This is a genomic window from Nonlabens ponticola, assembly GCF_003966335.1.
Lineage (GTDB): Bacteria > Bacteroidota > Bacteroidia > Flavobacteriales > Flavobacteriaceae > Nonlabens > Nonlabens ponticola.
This window is the reverse complement of record NZ_CP034549.1, coordinates 819,697-835,663: the sequence shown is the minus strand read 5'-3', so window position 1 is coordinate 835,663 and position 15,967 is coordinate 819,697. Positions and strand designations below refer to the sequence as shown.

Annotated in this window: 11 protein-coding genes; 2 read left to right on the top strand and 9 right to left on the bottom strand. The window is 41.5% G+C overall.

Annotation, left to right across the window (positions count from 1 at the left end):
- Positions 1-33: 33 nt before the first annotated feature.
- Positions 34-3,378 carry a transcription-repair coupling factor gene (mfd, locus tag EJ995_RS03785; RefSeq protein ID WP_126445763.1) on the bottom strand — a complete coding sequence of 1,115 codons (3,345 nt, stop codon included), beginning with the start codon at positions 3,376-3,378 and terminating at the stop codon, positions 34-36.
- 101 nt (positions 3,379-3,479) lie between these two features.
- Between mfd and EJ995_RS03780 the strand changes: the two genes are divergently transcribed.
- The gene (locus tag EJ995_RS03780; RefSeq protein ID WP_126445761.1) at positions 3,480-4,817 is read left to right on the top strand and encodes a dihydrolipoyl dehydrogenase family protein; all 1,338 of its coding nucleotides are present in this window, start codon (positions 3,480-3,482) and stop codon (positions 4,815-4,817) included.
- On the opposite strand, the gene EJ995_RS03775 is transcribed toward EJ995_RS03780, so the two are convergent.
- The 6 genes from EJ995_RS03775 to gdhA all read right to left on the bottom strand — a co-directional run bounded on the left by EJ995_RS03775 (position 4,814) and on the right by gdhA (position 13,201).
- A complete protein-coding gene (locus EJ995_RS03775; RefSeq protein WP_126445759.1) occupies positions 4,814-5,638 on the bottom strand; it encodes a hypothetical protein in 825 nt (274 codons plus the stop codon). The genes EJ995_RS03780 and EJ995_RS03775 overlap by 4 nt on opposite strands.
- A gap of 29 nt (positions 5,639-5,667) precedes the next feature.
- Positions 5,668-6,303, bottom strand: coding sequence for a ligase-associated DNA damage response endonuclease PdeM (gene pdeM, locus EJ995_RS03770; protein ID WP_126445757.1), 636 nt, complete (start codon positions 6,301-6,303; stop codon positions 5,668-5,670).
- A 5-nt stretch (positions 6,304-6,308) separates the two neighbouring features.
- Complete coding sequence (locus EJ995_RS03765) at positions 6,309-8,720, bottom strand: TonB-dependent receptor (protein WP_241234684.1); 2,412 nt, start codon at positions 8,718-8,720, stop codon at positions 6,309-6,311.
- Entirely contained in the window at positions 8,717-9,439 is a 723-nt protein-coding gene (recO, locus tag EJ995_RS03760; RefSeq protein WP_126445755.1) for a DNA repair protein RecO, read from the bottom strand. The genes EJ995_RS03765 and recO overlap by 4 nt, the downstream gene beginning before the upstream one ends.
- Positions 9,440-11,707, bottom strand: coding sequence for a type IX secretion system anionic LPS delivery protein PorZ (gene porZ / locus EJ995_RS03755; RefSeq protein WP_126445753.1), 2,268 nt, complete (start codon positions 11,705-11,707; stop codon positions 9,440-9,442).
- Between the two features lie 150 nt (positions 11,708-11,857).
- Positions 11,858-13,201: an NADP-specific glutamate dehydrogenase gene (gdhA, locus tag EJ995_RS03750; protein ID WP_126445751.1), complete on the bottom strand. Its 1,344-nt coding sequence runs from the start codon at positions 13,199-13,201 to the stop codon at positions 11,858-11,860.
- Positions 13,202-13,431: 230 nt separating this feature from the next.
- Here gdhA and EJ995_RS03745 point away from each other — a divergent pair, with 230 nt between their 5' ends.
- Complete coding sequence (locus EJ995_RS03745) at positions 13,432-14,202, top strand: THC0290_0291 family protein (protein WP_126448855.1); 771 nt, start codon at positions 13,432-13,434, stop codon at positions 14,200-14,202.
- 78 nt (positions 14,203-14,280) lie between these two features.
- Here the strand turns inward: EJ995_RS03745 and EJ995_RS03740 are convergent, their stop codons facing one another.
- Positions 14,281-15,423, bottom strand: coding sequence for a cystathionine gamma-synthase (locus tag EJ995_RS03740; protein ID WP_126445749.1), 1,143 nt, complete (start codon positions 15,421-15,423; stop codon positions 14,281-14,283).
- Positions 15,424-15,464: 41 nt separating this feature from the next.
- Positions 15,465-15,923: a DinB family protein gene (locus EJ995_RS03735; protein ID WP_126445747.1), complete on the bottom strand. Its 459-nt coding sequence runs from the start codon at positions 15,921-15,923 to the stop codon at positions 15,465-15,467.
- Positions 15,924-15,967: the final 44 nt, after the last annotated feature.

Here is a 15,967-nt window from a genome sequence, read left to right as displayed (position 1 = left end):
TAAGATTACTGCAAGTGGCTTCATAGCCATCTACTAAGTGCTTACGATCTCTTCAACAGGCAATATCTTATCTAGGTTTGCTAATGCTTGATCTACACTTTTACATTGCTCCATCTTGAGTAACAATCGCAATCCTGACCTGGTTTGCTTTTCTTTTAGCTGCATAGTTTTGCCACTGCTGTTCACTGCTTGCAATAGATAGCTGAAGGTCTCTGTCTGGTAAAAACTGCTCGACTGATCTGCGATAAAGTAACCTATGAACTTGCCTTGCTTCATCACGATCTTTTCCAGACCTATGCGACTGGCGATCCACTTGATCTTGATGCTGGTCAACAGATCTTCCGCCTGGTCTGGCAGTTCACCAAAACGGTCTACCAATTCCTTGCGGTACTGCGTTAATTGCAGCTGATCATCTACCTCATTGAGTTTTGAGTACAATGCAAGACGCTCTGTAACACTGTTGATGTAATCATCTGGGAACAATAATTCAAAATCTGTATCAATCGTGACATCGCTTACATGTTTGGTCTTGATCTCATCCGTAGGATAGAGTTCTTTGAACTCATTTTCCTTGAGCTCTTCTATGGCTTCGCTCAGGATTTTTTGATAGGTATCAAATCCTATCTCATTCATGAAACCACTTTGCTCGCCACCCAAAATATCTCCAGCACCACGTATCTCAAGATCTTTCATGGCGATGTTGAAACCACTACCCAACTCAGAGAAATTCTCAATTGCTTGGATTCTTTTGCGAGCATCATCAGTCATCATATCATATGGTGGCGTGATGAAATAACAAAAGGCCTTTTTATTACTGCGGCCCACTCGACCACGCATTTGATGCAGGTCTGATAGTCCAAAGTTATTGGCGTTATTGATGAAGATGGTATTCGCATTAGGCACGTCAAGACCACTCTCAATGATGGTGGTACTTACCAGTACGTCAAACTCATTATTCATAAAAGCCAGCATCAATTCTTCCAGCTTTTTTCCATCCATCTGACCGTGACCTATACCTACCTTAGCATCTGGAACAGATCGCTGGATCATACCTGCTACTTCCTTAATGTTCTCAATACGATTGTGGACAAAAAATACCTGACCACCACGGGAAATCTCATAGCTTACCGCGTCACGTATCACTTCTTCAGAAAATCGTACCACGCGAGACTCAATAGGGTGACGATTGGGTGGTGGCGTTTTTATAACGCTCAAATCACGTGCGGCCATTAATGAGAATTGCAGCGTACGCGGTATAGGCGTAGCAGTAAGCGTGAGCGTGTCAATGTTTTCCTTTAAGGTTTTGAGCTTATCTTTTACTGCAACTCCAAATTTTTGCTCCTCATCGATAATCAACAGTCCTATGTCTTTAAACTTAACCGACTTATTGACCAGCTGGTGAGTGCCTATCACGATATCGATGGTTCCGTTTTCAAGTCCTTCAAGTACCGTGCGACGCTCCTTTGCCGTACGGAAACGATTCAAATAATCTACCGTAACTGGCATGTCGGCAAGGCGCTCCTTAAAAGTCTTGGCATGCTGAAAAGCTAGAACAGTTGTTGGCACGAGCACAGCAACTTGTTTGCCACTCACCGCAGCCTTAAACGCAGCACGTATGGCAACTTCAGTCTTACCGAATCCTACATCACCACAGACCAATCGATCCATGGGACGATCGCTTTCCATGTCATTTTTTACATCTTGTGTCGCTGCACTTTGATCTGGTGTATCCTCATAAATAAAACTAGCCTCTAGCTCATTTTGCAAATAACCATCTGGCTCGTATTGAAACCCTTTGCGAGCGCGTCGCTTTGCATATAATTTGATCAGGTCAAAAGCAATTTGCTTGACCTTAGTCTTGGTTTTGGCTTTTAGTTTTTTCCAGGCTGGACTACCTAGCTTGTAGATCTTAGGCGTCTTGCCGTCTTTACCAGCATATCTCGTGATCTTATGTAGCGAGTGAATCGAGACATATAAAATATCGCGCTCGCCATAAAACAGCTTGATAGCTTCCTGCATCTTGCCGTTGACATCGATCTTTTGGAGTCCACCAAATTTCCCTATACCGTGATCAATATGCGTAACATAATCACCTATGACCAGCGTATTGAGTTCCTTGAGCGTGATGGCTTGCTTTTTGGCATAGCCATTCTTCAAGTGGAACTTATGATAACGATCAAAAATCTCATGATCTGTGTAACAAGCGATTTTTAAATCTGCATCTACAAATCCTTTATACAATGTCATGGTCACCGTTTCATAGGAAACCTGCGCATTCATGTCGTCAAAAATGTCCTTGAAACGCTTTGCTTGCTGTGCAGTACCGCACAGCAGATAAGTCTTGAATCCACGTTTCTCATTTTCTCGCAGCGTGTCCACCAATATATCAAACTGCTTATTGAAAGATGGTTGCGGGCTGGTGCTGAATCGCACAGCTGGGTCGCTACCGGTAAATTCAACTGTCGTGTATTTCTCCAATTGCTTCTTAAGCAAGGCCGACTTGCAGAAAATCTCGTCTGGAGTTAATTGCTTAATGCCACCATCAAGTTTTTGGTAGGCTTGTTCCGCTTTCGCGAAAAGCGAATCAACACGAGCATACATCAAATCAAGATGTTGGGCAAATACAACCGTCTTACTTGACAAGTATTTCAAGAAACTCTCACGTCGCTCATCAGACTTCTTGTTCTCCACATTAGGAATTATGGATATCTTTTTAATCTGATCTTTAGACAGTTGTGTCTCCACATCAAAGATGCGTATGCTATCAATCTCGTTGCCAAAAAACTCTATACGATAAGGCTCTTCATTAGAAAATGAGAACACATCGAGGATACCACCGCGCAATGAGAATTCACCAGGTTCTGTCACAAAATCGACGCGCTTGAAGGCATATTCAAACAGCACCTCGTTTGCAAAATCAATGCTTATTTGATCACCAACGGCAATCTTGAGCGTGTTTTTCTCCAATTCCTTGCGCGTGACTACCTTTTCAAACAATGCGTCTGGATATGTAACAATAACCGCTGGCTTGCGTTTTGAATTGATTCGGTTGAGCACCTCAGCCCTTAAAAGGACATTGGCATTATCTGTTTCCTCAATCTGGTAAGGTCGTCGATAGCTTCCTGGATAAAACAGCACACGTTCCTCGCCTATCATTTTTTCTAGATCGTTGAGATAATAGGCGGCTTCTTCCTTGTCGTTGCATATAAGTAAAAAAGGCTTGTCGCTTTGCTCAAATAAGGTTTGCAACTCAATCGATAACGCACTACCAGTGAGACCAGCTACTTGAATCGCACCGTGATCCTGCGCTAGATGATCCAGCAATTGTTGGGTTTGTGGTAAATGAGAATATGACTGGAGAATATCTGTGTAAGCCAAAGCAATGTATTGACCGTAAAGATATACTCATGCCGCAAGTCTTCCCAAATATTGTCAATTCTTTCACAGCATCAAGAGCGATGCTCCTTTACATTTAGAAAATGGAGCAATACGATGTATTTATTTTAGGAACAGGAACCGCTGGCAAACTGGTAGCAGATCGCTGCTGTAGCCACGGTATGAAGGTAGGAATCATTGACAATCGCGAGTATGGCGGTACTTGCTCGCAGCGCGGTTGCGATCCTAAAAAATTGATGCTGGCCAGTAGCGAGGCTTATGAGCTAGCCACCAATATGAAAGGTGATGGAATTGCTGGAGAAATTCGCATCGACTGGAAAGAGGTACAAGACTACGCTCGACGTTACACTAGCAATATTCCAGAAAACACAGAGCAAATGCTCAAGAGTAAAGGAGTGGATTGCTATCACGGCGACGGCCATTTTGAGGATGCGCACACTTTTACTTTTGACGGCACCACCATCAAATCAAAAAAGTTTGTCATTGCCACAGGTATGAAGCCAATAGAGTTGGGAATACCTGGTGAGGAACATCTACTGGAAAGCCCAGATTTTTTCACATTGAAAGAATTACCTGAAAAGGTGACCTTTATTGGTGGTGGATATATTGGTATGGAATTTAGTCATATGTTGGCTCGTGCTGGTGTCAAAGTGACTGTGATAGAACAAGGTGATCAATTATTATCACCATTTGAAGAATTTACCGCAGGCTTTTTACTGGATGCGTCCAGAGATCTAGGAATAGATGTGATTCTCAATGCTCAAGTTTCTAGTGTAGAGAAAAAGGATGACCGACTTTTATTGCATTATTCCAAAGATAGTAGTCAGCACCAGCAAACAACTGATCTAGCTTTCAACACCGCAGGTCGTGAACCTAGTGTCAAATCCTTACAGCTAGAAAATGCTGGAGTAGTCACTGGACGTGATGGAGTCATGGTGGATGAATACCTATGCAGTACATCGCAATCAAATTTTTATGCCTGTGGTGATGTATCGAGCAAGAATTTACCGCTTACACCATTAAGCGGTCTTGAAGCAGACGTTGTTGCGGCTAACCTAACAGGAGAAAAGAAAAAATTCAAGCCGGTTGATATACCTAGCGTCACTTTTACCATACCTCAAGTAGCAGGAATAGGATTGACTGAAAAGCAAGCCGCAGATCAAAACCTAGACATTACCGTACATCATCAAGATGCTAGTAGCTGGTTCAATACCAGGCGATTAAATGCAAAATATTATGCCTATAAAGTAATCGTCGATAATAAAACTGATAAGATCCTAGGTGCGCACATTATCTCTCATGAAGCGGCCGAGACGATCAACATTTTTGCTGTTGCCATGAACAACGACTTGACTTTTACGCAAATAAAAAGAACCATCTACACCTATCCTAGTTGGGCTAATGATATTAAGAGCTTTTAAGCTTTACTCGCTCTATACTGTTTGTATTTGATAAATGGATTTGTGTGACGATTGAGGTATCCATGCCACATGATATTCACTAATAGAATCGCGGCTGCCGCTATCGCTACATAGCTTATCAATTCTACCTCATCTTTGTGACGGACATAAATGGCGACAAGTGCCCACACGCCTACACTAGCGTACTCGCGCATGTTGCGATACCACACCATGAGAATATTAATTACAGCAGCAACCACTACCATCGCGATGGTGATATAAATTTCCTGATCTCTAGTAAATTCCATGATTTCATTAAGGTAACTCGCGACGTTTGCAATAATTGCGACACTTATCCAGCCTGTATAAAGGCACAGCGGCCACCACACAAATGCGATTAGTGGAAACGGCGCATCCCATAATTCCATATCAATGCTGCGCACACACAAAAGCAAGAAAACCAGTATACCGACCATGAGTAGTACCGATATTCCTATCATTTCTTCCAGCCAGAAGCCTACCCATGCCGTACAACAGATATTTGCCAGTAAGAACCACGGCGCTGTTGATACCACAAAGTTGGTGCGATAGGCTCTCGGTTTGAGTGAGGTAGCTTTCGCGAAAGCGTAATACACACCATACACCCCAAAAACCAATAGCATCAAGAAAATCAAACCCCATATTGCAAAGGCATAACTCGCTGGCGTGAACAGGTTGCTATATTCTGCACTTAGATCGCCTACCGTATTACCGTTGAAATTTCCAGAATTGGCATATCCGTTCCAAGCAATCAGCACAATGATGCTGATCAAATTGAGAATACTCGCGATCTTTTTTAACATGATGGTTGGGTAAGAATAATCGCTGCAATTTATGACAACTCGATGACATCGTCTGGCACACAACCAAATATGCGATTTCCCTTTTGTGGTTTGAGCACATGTGTGCCTGTAAAATCACCAAATGCTGGTATAATCATGCCTGTATCTGTAGTGAAAAAGCATGGTATCTTCATACGCTGCCTGCCTACTCCTGTAAGTTTTACCGCTGGATGTACGTGTCCTGCAATATTAAAATACCCGTCTTGCTCCTCTGGATGGTGTGTTAAATAGATGGACCCCATTTGTAACACGTCGTGGGTTGCTATTCCTATTTGATTAAATTTTTCACGCGAGATGACATCGTGATTACCCATTACTAGCACGATCTCGATGGATTGCATACGCACCCATTGTTCAAAAAAGTGCCACTCTGCATTGATGTAGGAATGAAACAAGTCGCCCAGAAAAAATAGTCGCGATGGCTTGAAGTAATCAATAACCTCATTGAGCTTGTCATACTCTGCGTCGTCTGCGGTAGATGGTATGGCCATCCCATTCTTACGGAAGTGAGCGCTTTTTCCCAGATGAACATCTGCCAAAAGAACAACATCTTGCTCTACCCAATAACAAGCTCCTGATGGGTGTAGTTTAAAATGTTGATTATGTAGAACGACGTCTAGACTCACGGTTCTTAAAAAGAATAATCAAGTGCCAAAATTAAGTTTCTACCAGCCGCTGCTATTCCAGATGAATAGGTGCGATAGCGCTGGTCTGTGATATTTTCAAGGGTAGCATTAACACTCAATGCCTTGTTAATCTCATATCTAGATCGCAAATTAAGCGTGTACCATGATGGCGAGAATGGATTGCCATTCTCATCCTGCGCATACAAATACGGCCTATCCTGCTGGCTAGGCGCCAATTCATTAAAATCAAACTGACCGTTGAATAAAACAAAGGCATCTGCCTTAAATCTATCGTGATCATAAACTACATGAAAATCGCCAAAAGCTGGTGCCACGTGACGCACGGCAACCGTGGTGCCGTCTTCTTCTTCCTGCTCGCCATCCAGCCAAGTGTAATGACCGTACAGATTCCACTCATCATTGAGTTTGTAATCCATTCCTATCTCAACGCCGTAGATCATCGCACGCTCTGCATTTTGAATGGCTTGCACCTGACTCAATTCTCCTTGATAGATGATTTGATCCTCACCATTGAGCTCAAAATCACGAGCCACCAATGCATCATCTAGCAACGTATAATATCCCGCGACCTCAATAGTCAATTGATCGCCTACTCGTTTTTTAACACCTAGCTCTGTATTATAAGAATACTCAGAATCCACATCTGGATTGGGAACGACTACCGTGCCAGGACTAGGATCAAAGATTTTACCTATATCATCAATATTAGGCGCACGAAAGGCTGTACTCAAATTTGCTCGCAGTTCCCATGATGGATCAGGCAGATAAGTTGCACCTATCGCACCGGTAAGTGCGCCTGTATTTACAGTCGCTTCACTAAAAGGAAAGTCAAAGAATTCATCATCAAATTGAGCGTCAATCCAGATGTGGTTGTATCGTGCTCCAGATTGTAAGGTGAGATTTTCCTCGATTCTCCATTGATAACTCACATAAGCAGCTAGCGATTCCCATGTTGATCCATCTGGATATCTACTGGCAGCTGCGCGTCTATTACCTGTTTCTATGTCAAAAATACTGCCTTCACTGCCTACCTTGTTATACACGTATTCTGCTCCATAGAATAGGACATTATTCTCTCGATTGCGTCGTTCAAAATCTATAGCCGTTGTAAGAGCATCTACCTGCTCATCATTCTCAAATAACTCTACATCTTGAAAATCACGATTGTTGCGGCTCTCATTGAATTTTTGATAAGCCTGTGTGATGATCGCTTTATCATATAATCTACCATTACCACGATGGGTGGCTCTTGCATTAAGCATTAACCAGCGTTGAGGTCCATAATACCATTGGGCACTTATGGGGTTTCCGCTTTCGCGAAAGCGTATCAACGCATCATACCTGCTATAATCAGAGGTTTGCGTGTAAATCAATCCTGCGTCCAGTTGCCAGTCGCTGCTGGGCTTGTAAGAGAATTTTTGCAACAGGTTGAGCTGATCAAAACCAGTAGGAATCTGGCGTTGTGGGTCGCTATTATCTACTAGTAAATCCTCATCATCGCGGCGCACGACATATTGATTTCTCAAATATTCATCAGGTCCATTTGATCCCATATGTAGATCGCCATAGGAATTAAAACTGATGCTTGTCGCACTGGCAAATCGCTGCGTTCCATATTTAAAATCTAGGTGTGCGGTATTCTCATTATTTGCGGTGGCATATCGTAACAAGGCGTTACCTGCAAAGTTTGTGATGCTATCAGTCGCAAAGACTGGCGACTGCGTGTAAAAATTCATGACGCCACCTATAGCATCACTACCATATACAACGCTGCCTGGACCTAGAATAATCTCAGTACGTTCGACACATAGTGGATCGATGCTTATGACATTTTGCAAATTACCACCTCTAAAGGTCGCATTATTCATGCGCACACCATCTACCGTAATGAGCAATCTATTTGTTGAAAAACCACGTATCAATGGGCTACCACCACCTTGCTGTGATTTTTGCACATACACCTGACCTGTTTGCTGCAGTAAATCTGCACTGGTTTGTGGGTTGTTAAATTTAATTTCTTGAGCGCTGGTAGAAATTATTTTTTGCGGTATGTCCTGTTTGCGCTGCTCAAACTTAGAGACTGATATCACCACTGGATTCATGCCTTGTGACACCGGAGTGAGCTTGACCAGATCACCATGAGCAAGAATATCTCGCTTACTACTTTTTAAGGTTTTGAAAGACATGGTCTGGAAAAAGATCGTCTCTTTATCATCAAATTTTATGAGATCTACAAATCCATCAAAGTCTGCAATGGCAGACTTTGTTTTCTCTTTATTGTAAACAGCTACATTGGGAATAGGCTCGCCAGTCTCATTATTCACCACCTGCACTTGCTGTGCTTGGGAAATAAAGGCAAAAAGAAATAGGAAAAGGCAAGTAAAATTATATCTCAACTGTCAAAGAGTTGTTTAAGTATGGTTAGCGATGCCGGTTTTTTAAATACCTCTAGGTGAATTTGAAAATACTCGACCACAAGGTTCAATAATTCTGATCGCTGTTTGCGATGAATCTTGATCTCTTCCAACCGCTCAAAATCTGTACCAAGGAACTGTTTTATCAAACTACTTTCAACATCAGTTAAATGATGTGGTTGCATGCCATTATTATCAAAGGTGCCGTTGAGCATATTAAGATATTCAAACTGTAGTGTTGATCTATCAATCCCGAATCCCATGATATCTGTCATGTCTAGCAATACTTTGATCGTAAAGTTTGAAACATGGTCGGTTTGATCTAGAAATTCAAAAGCATTACTCAAGTAATCAAATAACTGTTCATCTGGTTGTTGCTCAGTCAATAACTGCGATAAAATCTCGCCAAAGAAAAGGGCGACACTGCTTTTGGCAATAGCGGTCGAGATGTTTTCATAATGAACTGCTATACGGCATTCCTTAATGTACTCAAGATTGCCCTTATCCTTATGCTGGGTCTCAATATGTAATTGTGTGAGTGGCTGGAAATATGATACGCGCAATTTTCCTTTGCGCGATTTGCGTATGCCCTTGAGCATATAACTCTGACTACCTAGTTCTCTTGTATAAAGCCTGGCGATAAGATCTGACTCGCCATACTTGATCGATGATAATACAATGGCAGGCGTGCTTATGAGCATTTATCTAATAATCATAAGTTTTGAGACTGTTGTCTCTACATTATCACGTGCGCTTATAAGTAACATATACACACCAGATGCAACCTTGCGACCGTCAAAACTAGTGGTATCCCATTGCACGCTACCACCTTGAGAAACGATTTCAAAGACCAAATTACCCTCGATATCTGTAATCTTGACACGTGCTCTTTCTGTAAGTCCATCGATGGTTACATTGCCGTCAAAGTTGGGTCTTACTGGATTAGGGAAAGCAAATACATTCTCTAGATCGTCTGCTGGTGGACTATTGCGCTCACCCTTAAAAGCGACCAATCCATTATCTGTCGCAAAATATACCAACCCTGTAGTGTCGTCAATGGCAATATCGTTCACACTATTAGATGGAAGTGGCGAGTTGTTTTTAGTGAATTGGAATATGGTTTCCTGACCTGTAGGTGAGAATAAAAATACTCCAGAATCGGCCGTTGCAACCCATTTTCTATTGCTGCCGTCCACTTCAATATCTACAAGAGCTTCATCTGCGAGCAGCTCTCGTGGTATTCCATTGACATCTTCTATGATGATAGGTCGTGCATCATCCGGGTTATCGGTAAACATGGAATTAGGATTAAATAATACTCTTAGACCACGATTTGATCCTATCCATAACTGGCCACTTTGATCGATCCTTAGCGCGCCAACATAATTATTTCTCAAGCCACCTTGCTGAATACCTTCTGTCAATTGAGCATAACGATTCTCATTGGAGTTAAAACCTACAAGGCCTGCGCCTGTGGTACCAAAAAATATATTGTCATTGTTATTGATATCAATCTTAGTCGTTGATGATCCAGCTACTGATGGAAAGTCATCACTTAAATCAAAAGATGTCCATTGCCCGGATGAAGTTCTTCTATTTAATGGGTCATCAACCTGTGAGGCAATTGCCCATAGATTACCCTGTGAATCAAACTTACTAGCTGGCACACGTATCCTACCTGAACCACTGCCGTTAATGATGCTTAAACTACTATTACTGCTATTGAATAACGTGGTTGCTTCTCCATCAACAAACTGCAACACGCCTTCATTCATTGAATTGAGGTACAACTCATCAGGCGCCACTGGATTGATGGTAATCCTTGAAATGCTAGCAATATTTTGCACGTCGTCGCTGGTAAAATTTTCCCAAGCACCTTCAATCAAGTGACTTACACCTACCCGATCCAGCGGGAAAGGATTGTAAAAAACATCATAATCTCCATAGCCTACCCAAAGCTCATTGGGCAAGGTTGTTAAGGTAAATGAATCATTGCGTGATGGGCCATCAGCTAAGATTATCTCTGTAGAGCCGTTTCCAGATCTTATAAGACCAGTATCACTGGATCCAATAAACAAGTTGCCGTTTACTCGGACACCGCTAGTAAATTGAGTAGCAATATCTTCAAAATCAGTTACGGTACTTACCACTGCACCAGCCTCATTAATAATACTGGCATAATTGATTCCCGTAAAAAGTATCTCGCCATTTGAGAGATGTGCATCTAGCGCGCGATTGGGCAATCTCGTGTCTGTTGTCACAAATTGATCTCCAGACAAGCGCCATAGGTTCCTGTCATCGTCAGTCGCATAGAGCTGATTATTTACTGCAATCACCTCATCATAATCGCCAGTATTGATGCGCGTCCAATTCATAAAGTCAATGAGAAATGGGTCATCTATAGGTGCGCGTCGTATGCCGCTATCTAATGTAGCTGCATATAGAAACCCTTCAAAAATATCGATGGACTGCACTTGTAATTGAGCGCCATTGCTACCTATAAAATAAGTGTCGTCAAACTCAAGAAGCTCTAGATTGTAAATTGCAATCCCAAAATCTGTAGCGAGGTACAGCAATTGATCTACTTGTAGAAACTCGTTGATTCTCTTGCGATCTGGATCGATAATTTGCTTATCCCTAATAGCGACCACATCAAAAATCACATCATCCTCTTGCACTTGTATCAGGCCATTCTCATACCCTATTACTAGTTGATCGCTCAACTCATTGTAATGAATTTGGGATATGCGATCACCGCTCAATCCATTAACGGTCGTGAGCGTTGTAAACTTACGACTGGCAATATCATAGATAAAAACGGCATTTTCACTGGCCGCATATATCTGTGAATCGCTCGATTCTATATCTACGATCTCTGTAAAGCTAAAATAGCCTACCCACGAGTCTGTGAAATCCTGTGCGGTGACCAGCAAACTACTGGCGATGATAAACAATATGGTTAATCTCATGTTAGGGTAACGCTGCTGCATCAATTATATGATTTGAGCAGTGGCAAAAATACTCTTTCTATAATGGTATAAAAAAACCCTTGATGGTGATCAAGGGTTTGTTGATGATTACGCTTTCGCGAAAGCGTAACAGATATAAATATGTAAACGTTACACGATGCCTTGTGCGAGCATAGCATCTGCCACCTTTACAAAGCCTGCAATGTTAGCGCCCTTGACATAATCAATGTAGCCATCATCTTCCTTACCGTACTTGACGCAAGCCTCGTGAATATCATTCATGATACCATGTAGTTTGTTGTCCACCTCTTCGGCAGTCCAGCTGTAGCGCAGGGAATTTTGTGACATCTCAAGACCACTGGTCGCAACGCCTCCAGCATTACTCGCCTTACCAGGACTAAATAATATTTTCTTGTCCTTGAAAACCTCAACGGCGTCTGGTGTACAAGGCATGTTTGCGCCTTCACCCACACAAATACAGCCGTTGTCCACGAGTGTTTTAGCTTCTTCACCATTAAGTTCGTTTTGAGTGGCACATGGTAATGCGATCTCACACTCGATGCCCCATGGACGCTCGTCTGCATGAAATTTTGCATCTGGATATTTCTCTAGATATTCCTTGATACGACCACGCTTCTCGTTCTTGATGTACATGATGTGATCGAGCTTTTCTGCATCGATACCTTCTTCATCATAAATAAATCCATCACTATCTGACATGGTGACTACTTTACCTCCTAGTTGTATTATCTTTTCTGCAGCATATTGTGCTACATTACCAGATCCTGAAATGGTCACGCGCTTACCTTCAATCTTCTCGCCGCGTGTGTTCAACATATTTTCGGCAAAATACACATTACCGTACCCTGTAGCTTCTGGGCGCATCAATGAACCGCCGTAGGAACGGCCTTTACCAGTAAGAATACCTGTAAATTCATTTCTTATCTTCTTGTATTGACCAAACATATAGCCTATCTCACGCGCGCCTACACCTATATCACCAGCTGGAACGTCTGTATCAGGACCTATCACGCGTTGCAGCTCTGTCATGAAGCTCTGGCAAAAACGCATTACCTCACGGTCTGACTTACCTTTTGGGTCAAAGTCAGATCCACCTTTACCACCACCCATAGGCAATGTGGTCAAGCTGTTTTTAAATACTTGTTCAAAGGCAAGGAACTTTAGAATACTCAAGTTTACCGATGGGTGAAATCTCAAACCACCTTTATAAGGCCCAATCGCACTATTCATTTGAATGCGGTAGCCACGATTAACGTGAACCTCGTTGTTATCATCAGTCCATGGCACACGGAACATGGTTACACGCTCAGACTCTGCCATGCGCTCAAGAAGCTTGTCTCCAGCATATTTAGGATTATCCTCAATAAAAGGAATTACAACTTCTGCAACTTCTGTCACTGCCTGAATAAATTCTGGCTCGTTAGGATTGCGCTTTTTTATTAAATCAATAAAATCTTGGATGTTTTTTTCCATTATTTGTAATAATTACGTCTGTGAAAACGTTTTCGTTAAGGATACAAATATATAATTATAGCTAGCACGCGGTTATTTCTTTGCGATTATTTTAAGGATCATCGTGGTAATTGTTAAACTTATTTAGTTCCTGCGCACTTTTATCTAAACTAAATGTGATAAAAACGCGTTGAGGTAATGCACTGGACGTGATTTTCTTATATTTGGAGCGTTTGCAAAGACTATACCTCATGATTACTGGATGTAAATCTTACCTTTTAATATTATCCCTAGCTTTAGCAAGTCTCGTTGCCGACGCACAACTAGGATTCTCACATGAAGTAGGTGTTATCGCCGGTCCAGTTGCTTTTCAAAGTGACTATGGTGAGCGATATGACTTTGATACTAATAAAGGTAATGTAGGTATAGGGCTAGGTGTAGTACATTACATCAATTTTGCCTATCGTGCAGACTGTAATTGCCGTAGCCGTGATACTTACTGGAATGATCACTTTAAAATACGTTCCCAATTATCATTTCATACTACCACATTAAACCATCTAGGTGAATTAGCAGAGCGTAACAGTATTGATGGATTGCGTCTTAGATCCATGGAAGGTAAAGCTCGCGTACTGGAACTAGGTTCACATCTAGAATTTTATCCTCTAAGTGTAAGAGATTTTCAAAATAATGGATATAAATGGGCTCCTTACTTTGGATTAGGTGTACACTATGTAAACTATAAGCCAGAAGCGGAAAGCAGTCTAGGACCACTTGGAAATCCAGAAACAACATATATCACTTTTCTTGACCGAATTGATACTGATCGTGGTAGCACTCTTGCCTATGTCGCTGATGTCGGTGTTAGGTATAAACTCAATAACCTAAGTGACATATTGATCTCATCTGCATGGCATTACTATGACAGTAATTATGTTGATGGATTAAGCCCAAGAAATGTGAATAACCGCGCCAACGACTGGGTTTGGTGGTTCAATGTAGGCTTTATTTACTATCTATAAATCCTTAATCAAATTATAAACAAAAAGCTCGATCGTTAAATGATCGAGCTTTTTGTTTATAGAATAATATATCGACCGCTATCTGATAGCTTGTTCTAGATCTTGCAACAAGTCATGAATATCTTCAATCCCAACACTCAATCTTATAAGTGAATCAACGATACCTATCTTTTCACGTTCCGTTTTAGGAATACTAGCGTGTGTCATAGTTGCTGGATGACCAGCAAGAGATTCTACGCCACCAAGTGATTCAGCTAATGTAAATACTCTTAAGCTTTCTAGTATTTTAATCGCACTTTCCTTAGTTCCATCAACAGTAGAAAATGATACCATACCACCATAATCGCTCATTTGACTAGTAGCGATATCATAATTGGGATGATCCTCAAAACCAGGATAATACACGTTTTTAACTTTGCTATTACCTTTTAAAAATTCCGCAACGGCTCGTCCATTCTCACAATGACGTTGCATGCGTACATGTAACGTTTTGATGCCACGCAACACGAGAAAGCAATCTTGCGGGCCTGGAATTGCACCACTGGCATTTTGAATAAAGTAAAGTTTGTCAGCCAGAGATTTGTCGTTTACAACTAGTGAACCCATAATCACATCGCTGTGGCCACCTAGATATTTAGTGGCACTATGCATGACAATATCTGCTCCTCGATCAAGAGGCTGTTGCAGGTAAGCGGTGGCAAATGTATTGTCAACTGCCAGTAGCAGGTTGTGCTTTTTAGTAACCTGTGCGACCGCTTTAATGTCAATGATATTCATCATAGGATTAGTGGGCGTTTCTACCCAAATGATTCTAGTCGCTGTGCTGATATGTTTCTCGATAGATACAGGATCATCCATCGCCACAAATTGAAACTTGATGCCTAAATCTTCATAGATTCTTGTAAACAAGCGATAAGAGCCGCCGTATAAATCATTTGTTGCAATCACCTCGTCGCCAGGCTTTAGCAATTTTAAGACGGCATCGATAGCCGCTAATCCTGAACCAAAGGCGAGACCGTACTTGCCATTTTCAATACTCGCGATGTTCTTTTCTAAGGCATTTCTTGTTGGGTTTGCACTGCGAGCATACTCATAACCTTTGTGACTACCAGGCGAATGCTGCTTGAATGTCGAGGTTTGATAAATAGGAGGCATTACTGCATTGTATCCAGGATCAATATTTTCTTGACCGCCGTGAATGGCCTTGGTATTGAATTTCATAATCATTAATTGAGAAGATTATAGGTATAAGAAAATAAAATTTAATGAATAGCTTTTAATATCGCCATAGCATATCCCAGATGTAGACCTTCATGAATATTATTCATTTGGATCGCATCTTCAATATCATTCATGGTGTATCCTGTGCTTGTAGTATAGGGTTTAAACTCCTTAAAAACACCTTGATCATAATCATCGCTGGTTTTCTTTATCAGCGGTACCAGCATTTCCTTAAACTCGTTAATTTCCTTTTCCTGTATAAAGCCTTCTGGCTTTGTGCCGTTTCTAAATCGCAGTGCCAGTTCCTTAGGGATTTGTTGATCGACTAATGACAATCCATAGACAAGACCCTGTTGACTCGTCATGCTGTGACATATATTCCAGATAATATTGTTAGAAAAGCCTTGTGGTATTTCATTAAGCTGTTCAGTTGTTAACTTGTCGATGAAGGAGATGAAAAACTCTCTGGTTCTCAAATTATGAGAAAATCTACTATCCATGGTAAATGATTTGCATAAAGATACCAGAAACGTCAAGTCATTTG

Bases quoted from the DNA above. Each gene is read 5' to 3' on its own strand.
- EJ995_RS03780 (WP_126445761.1), top strand. From the start codon at position 3,480: ATGGAGCAATACGATGTATTTATTTTAGGAACAGGAACCGCTGGCAAA.
- EJ995_RS03775 (WP_126445759.1), bottom strand. From the start codon at position 5,638: ATGTTAAAAAAGATCGCGAGTATTCTCAATTTGATCAGCATCATTGTG.
- recO (WP_126445755.1), bottom strand. From the start codon at position 9,439: ATGCTCATAAGCACGCCTGCCATTGTATTATCATCGATCAAGTATGGC.
- porZ (WP_126445753.1), bottom strand. From the start codon at position 11,707: ATGAGATTAACCATATTGTTTATCATCGCCAGTAGTTTGCTGGTCACC.
- gdhA (WP_126445751.1), bottom strand. From the start codon at position 13,201: ATGGAAAAAAACATCCAAGATTTTATTGATTTAATAAAAAAGCGCAAT.
- EJ995_RS03745 (WP_126448855.1), top strand. From the start codon at position 13,432: ATGATTACTGGATGTAAATCTTACCTTTTAATATTATCCCTAGCTTTA.
- EJ995_RS03740 (WP_126445749.1), bottom strand. From the start codon at position 15,423: ATGAAATTCAATACCAAGGCCATTCACGGCGGTCAAGAAAATATTGAT.
- EJ995_RS03735 (WP_126445747.1), bottom strand. From the start codon at position 15,923: ATGGATAGTAGATTTTCTCATAATTTGAGAACCAGAGAGTTTTTCATC.